Source organism: Streptomyces sp. W16 (assembly GCF_033194735.1).
In the GTDB taxonomy this organism is placed as follows: Bacteria; Actinomycetota; Actinomycetes; order Streptomycetales; family Streptomycetaceae; genus Streptomyces.
Window position 1 is genome coordinate 1 of the sequence record NZ_JAWOAI010000663.1, and the last position, 4,589, is coordinate 4,589.

Sequence of the window (4,589 nt, forward strand, 5' to 3'; positions counted from 1 at the left end):
CACCTCGTGGCCGCCGCCGGGGCCACCCCGGCCCTCGCCGACCTCTGCGCCCACGAGCCTGACGCCGCTCTCGACCGCGCCCTCGTCCTGCGTGAACTGGCCCGGCTGGCCGCTGGGCACGGTCAAGAGCCATGCCCGACGCGGGCTCCACCAGTTGCGCCGCGGTCTCCGGCGCGACGAACAGGCTGACCACTACACATAAAGGATAAATAAGGGCAGAATGGAGTGAAGCGGCTTCTACCGCACACCGCACCAGACGCGGTCAGGCCAAGCAAGTCAAAGGAGACGAGTCATGGCCAACGTCTCGCACAGCAGAGGTGACATAGCGAGCCACCCTGATGTCTCCGAAATGCAGGCGCGCTACGCCCGCATGCTCGGTGGACGCGATGTGGCGCTCGTGGACGGACCGGTGTTCCTGCTCGGTCTGTACTGCGCCGTATCCCCGTGGATACTCCACTACACGACGAGCCAGCCGGCGCTCGTGCCGCACAACCTGATCGTCGGCATCGCGATCGGCCTGCTGGCCCTCGGGTTCACCAGGGCACCGGAGCGCATGTACGGCCTCAGCTGGGCGATGAGCGCCCTGGGTGTCTGGATGATCGTCTCGCCGTGGATCGTCGGCAGCAGCCCCGACAAGGGCGTCATCCTGAACAACGTCATCATCGGCGGACTGGCCGTACTCCTGGGCATCGTGTGTGCCGCCACGGCGGCGAGGAGCACGCCCAAGCCGTAGAACCGTAGGAGCCCCGAAAGGAAGCCACGCCCCCTTCACCGGTAGCCCGGCACCAGCCACGGCGACTGCGGGAGGGGGCTGCCGGTTTCGAGGACGGACTTGAGGTTGGACAGCACCGCGGGCCAGCCGCCGGACACGTCGGACAGCTCGCCCTCGTCGGCGAGGTCCTCGTGGGTGACGGTGAGGCGCACGATGTCCTCGTGGCGCCGGATGTCGTAGGTGACGCGGGAGTACGTGTCCTCCTTGCCCTCGTTCTCCGGCGAGGTCCACGTGGTCACCAGGCGGTTCGGGCGATCGCTCTCGACGACGGTCCCGACGACGTCGGCGATGCCGGAACCGTCGATGCGCACATGCTCCCAACGCGAACCCTGCCGCCAGTCGGACACATTGCTGTGCCCCCAGTAGGCGGCGGTCAGATCGGCGTCGGTGAGGGCGTCCCACACCTTCTCGGGGGTGCTCGCGATGTAGGTGACGTAGACGAATGTCGGTTTGTCGGCCATGGCTTCCTCGGCTCGTCGCTTCAGGTCTCCGAGCGCGCGCAGGCGCGGGCGCTCGAACTTGTCGATCCAGCGCTCCTGGATCTCGTGCAGCGGTACCGGATTGAGGTAGTGCAGCTTCTCCCGCCCGCGCCGCACCGTGCTGACCAGGTTGGCGGCCTCCAGGACGGCCAGATGCTGGGTCACCGACTGGCGGGTCATGTCGATGCGCCCGCACAGCTCGCCGAGCGTCTGCCCGTTGTGCTCGTGCAGCCGGTCCAGCAGTCGTCTGCGGGTCTCGTCGGCCAGCGCTTTGAAGACCGCGTCCATCCCTGAGTCGTGTTCGGATCGCACACTCAAAGTTATGCAGGCAATTACTTGCATGTCAAGGCGGGCCGTGCCGTCCACCGTGCGCTCGGATCGGATACGGCGCCTCAGCCCAGGAGAGCGCCCAGTTCGCGCCGGTGCGCGGCCACCCAGCCGTGCGCGGCCCGGATCTCGTCCACGACACCGCTCGCCCGCAGCCCTGCCATGGCCCGCTCGCCGCGCTCGGCACCGGCCTCGATGCCTCGCCAACACCGGTCCTGCCACCACAGGACGGTGTCGAGGAGCCGGCCTGTCTCGTCGAGCCCGTACGCGTCGCAGATCAGCGCGATCCGGCGGGCGGTCTCTCGCACGTCGGTGACGGCGGGGCCGAGGTCCAGGTACTGCCAGCAGACGTGGGCGACGTCGTGGACGCGCTCGCCGGGGGCGGCGAGATCCCAGTCGACGAAGGCCGACGGGTGCCACGCGGTGTCGTACACGGTGTTCTTGGGGGCCAGGTCGTTGTGGCACACGACATCCTGGTCACCGGCCTCCGGCGTGCCGTGTGTCAGGTCGTGGAAGGCCCGGACGAGTCGCGCGACGCGCACGAGGCCGTCGTCGGTGCGGGCGGCGGACCGTTCCTCGGGGCCGACGGCCGCCCGCCCCTCGACGTACTGGAACACCTCCCGCCCCTCCTCGTCCGTGCCGAGGAAACGCGGCGCTCCCGCCCACTCGCGCCGCTCGAACAACGCGAGCAGTCCGGTCACGTACTGCGACCGTTCCGAGGGCGTACGGCGTACGGTCGCGCCGACCCGTACGACCTCGTTGACCGCGCCTCCGCCGAGCACCGACTCCTTCACCTGGCCCGCCTCCCCGAATGCGTTCGACGGCACGAGTATCGCTTGGCACGCTGCTCGTACGCGGATCACGCGGAGGCACTGCTCATCGGGGGACGCGAGGGGGACTTCATGGGGCAGGTGCATCCGGCGCCGGAGAGCGATCCGCACCGGACCGCAATCGGCGAGGCCAACTCGACCGCGGCGTGGGGGAATTACGCCGCGCTGGGATGCCGGCGGGTCGTGTACACGAACACGGTGAGTGTGCTCGGGGAGACGTCGGGGCAGTTCCGCAACGGACGTGAGATCGGCAGCGACTTGGGGAGGGAGTTGGCCAACAGCGGCCATAAAGCACGCCTGTTGGACGAGCGGGCGCCCGTGGACACCGTGCGGGTGATGACCGACGGGCGCTCCGTCGTGGACGTCGCAGGCGAGGTACCCGCTGCAAGGGGACGGGTCAACAGCCGTCAGGTACCGGCGGGTTCCGGCACGGTCTCCGTGAGGTACTCCTCCGTGATCTCCTTCGGCCCGAACGGCCACACCTTCTCGAAACGAGCCCAGACGACGAACGCGACGCAGCCCAGGGCGAGCCAGGCGAGGGACCACTCGATGGGGTGGCGGCCCGGGGAGTTCTTGTCGGCGTAGCCGTAGATCACGCACCAGCCGACGAAGGCGACGATGCTCGGCACCGGGTAGAGCCACATGCGGTAGGGGCGGCGCAGGGTCGGCTGGCGTTTGCGCAGGACCGTCAGGGCGATGATTTGGGCCAGCGCCTGGACGATGACCATGACCGTGGTCAGGAGCTGGATCAGGGTCGCGAGGTCGGTGTGGCGGCCGATGAGGAAGCCGATCGCGGTGATCACGCCCATGGTGGCCAGGCCGAGCATCGGGAAGCGGTGCTTGGGGTGGAGCTTGGCGTAGGGGCGGAAGAAGACGCGTTCGCGGGCCGCGTCGTAGGGGACCCGGGAGCCGCCGAGAAGCCCGGTGAAGACCGAGGCGAAGGCCGTGATCAGGATCAGGACGGTGACCGTGTCGGCGGCGCCCTTGCCCCAGGTCTTCTCCAGGACCGCCGAGGCCACGGAGGTGGAGGCGATGTCGTTCGCGTTCGTCATCCGGTGCCAGTCGATGACGCCCAGGGTGCCGATCTGCAGCATCAGGTAGATCGCCATGATGCCGACGATGGAGAAGAGGATGGAGCGCGGCAGCGTACGGCCGGGGTCCTTGATCTCGGCGCCCATGTAGGCGGTGGTGTTGTAGCCGAGGTAGTCGTAGATGCCGATCGTCAGGCCGCCGGCGAAGCCGAGCCAGAAGCCGTCGCTGCCCAGGTCGAAGGCGTGTGCCGGATAGGTGAAGGCGAGGTGCGCGCTGAAGTCGCTCGCGGCGGCCACGATGACCAGGAACACCGCGGCGATCATCACCGTCCACATCACGGCGGTGATGCGCGCGATGTTCTCGATGCCCCGCCACAGCAGGAGGATCACCACGGCGATCATGCCCAGGCCGATCAGGTCGCCGGACGTCTGGCCCAAGTCCGGTGCCAGATAGCCGAGATACTGCACGAAGCCGACCACGCCGGTCGACATGATCAGCGGGATGAAGAGCATCGCCGTCCACACGAACAGGAACGGCATCAGCCGGCCGGTGCGGTACTGGAAGGCCTGGCGGAGATAGACATAGCTGCCGCCGGAGCCGGGCATCGCGGCGCCCATCTCGGCCCACACGAGCCCGTCGGCGAGGGCGAGGATCGCGCCCGCGACGAAGCCGATCACCGCCTGCGGGCCGCCGAACGCGGCGACCATGAGCGGGATCGTCACGAACGGCCCGATGCCGCACATCTGGCTCATGTTGATGGCGGTGGCCTGGAAGAGGCCGACGCTACGGACGAAGCCGCCTTCTGGGGGCGGACTACCGGACATGGGGGCTCCTGAGGGGGTGCGTGACTCGGGGGAAGCGGGGTGCGGCGTGCGGGCCGGTATCCGGTGGCTGACTGGGCGATAAAGTTAAGGAGCCTTACTAGACTCGTCAAGAGGGTGTCCCCGATGAGTGAGAATGGTGCGATGCCCGCCAGCGACGCCGTAGAGCAGCAGGAACAGCCCTGGAGCCGCCAGCGGCTGCGGAGCGTCAACGAGCGGCTGCTGCTCGACCGGCTGCGCACCGCCGGTGCCGCCTCGCGCGCCCAACTCGCCCGCGAGACCGGCCTGTCGAAGCCGACGGTCTCCAGCGCGCTCGCCGCCCTGGCGG

Annotated in this window: 4 protein-coding genes and 2 pseudogenes; 3 read left to right on the plus strand and 3 right to left on the minus strand. The window is 68.7% G+C overall.

Going from position 1 to position 4,589, the window contains the following annotated elements:
* Positions 1-202 (plus strand): annotated as a pseudogene (locus R6V09_RS46530) (RNA polymerase subunit sigma-24); the annotation flags it as partial.
* A gap of 90 nt (positions 203-292) precedes the next feature.
* Entirely contained in the window at positions 293-733 is a 441-nt protein-coding gene (locus tag R6V09_RS46535) for an SPW repeat protein (protein ID WP_317887514.1), read from the plus strand.
* A 35-nt stretch (positions 734-768) separates the two neighbouring features.
* Here R6V09_RS46535 and R6V09_RS46540 read toward each other — a convergent pair whose 3' ends face one another.
* From R6V09_RS46540 to R6V09_RS46555, 3 genes are all read right to left on the minus strand, one after another.
* On the minus strand, positions 769-1,539 hold the full coding sequence (locus R6V09_RS46540; protein WP_317887515.1) for an ArsR/SmtB family transcription factor: 771 nt from the start codon (positions 1,537-1,539) through the stop codon (positions 769-771).
* A 104-nt stretch (positions 1,540-1,643) separates the two neighbouring features.
* The gene (locus R6V09_RS46545; protein ID WP_317887516.1) at positions 1,644-2,405 is read right to left on the minus strand and encodes a phosphotransferase; all 762 of its coding nucleotides are present in this window, start codon (positions 2,403-2,405) and stop codon (positions 1,644-1,646) included.
* Positions 2,406-2,815: 410 nt separating this feature from the next.
* The gene (locus tag R6V09_RS46555) at positions 2,816-4,264 is read right to left on the minus strand and encodes an APC family permease (RefSeq protein WP_317887517.1); all 1,449 of its coding nucleotides are present in this window, start codon (positions 4,262-4,264) and stop codon (positions 2,816-2,818) included.
* Positions 4,265-4,405: 141 nt separating this feature from the next.
* Here R6V09_RS46555 and R6V09_RS46560 point away from each other — a divergent pair.
* Positions 4,406-4,589, plus strand: a pseudogene (locus R6V09_RS46560) (sugar kinase); the annotation flags it as partial.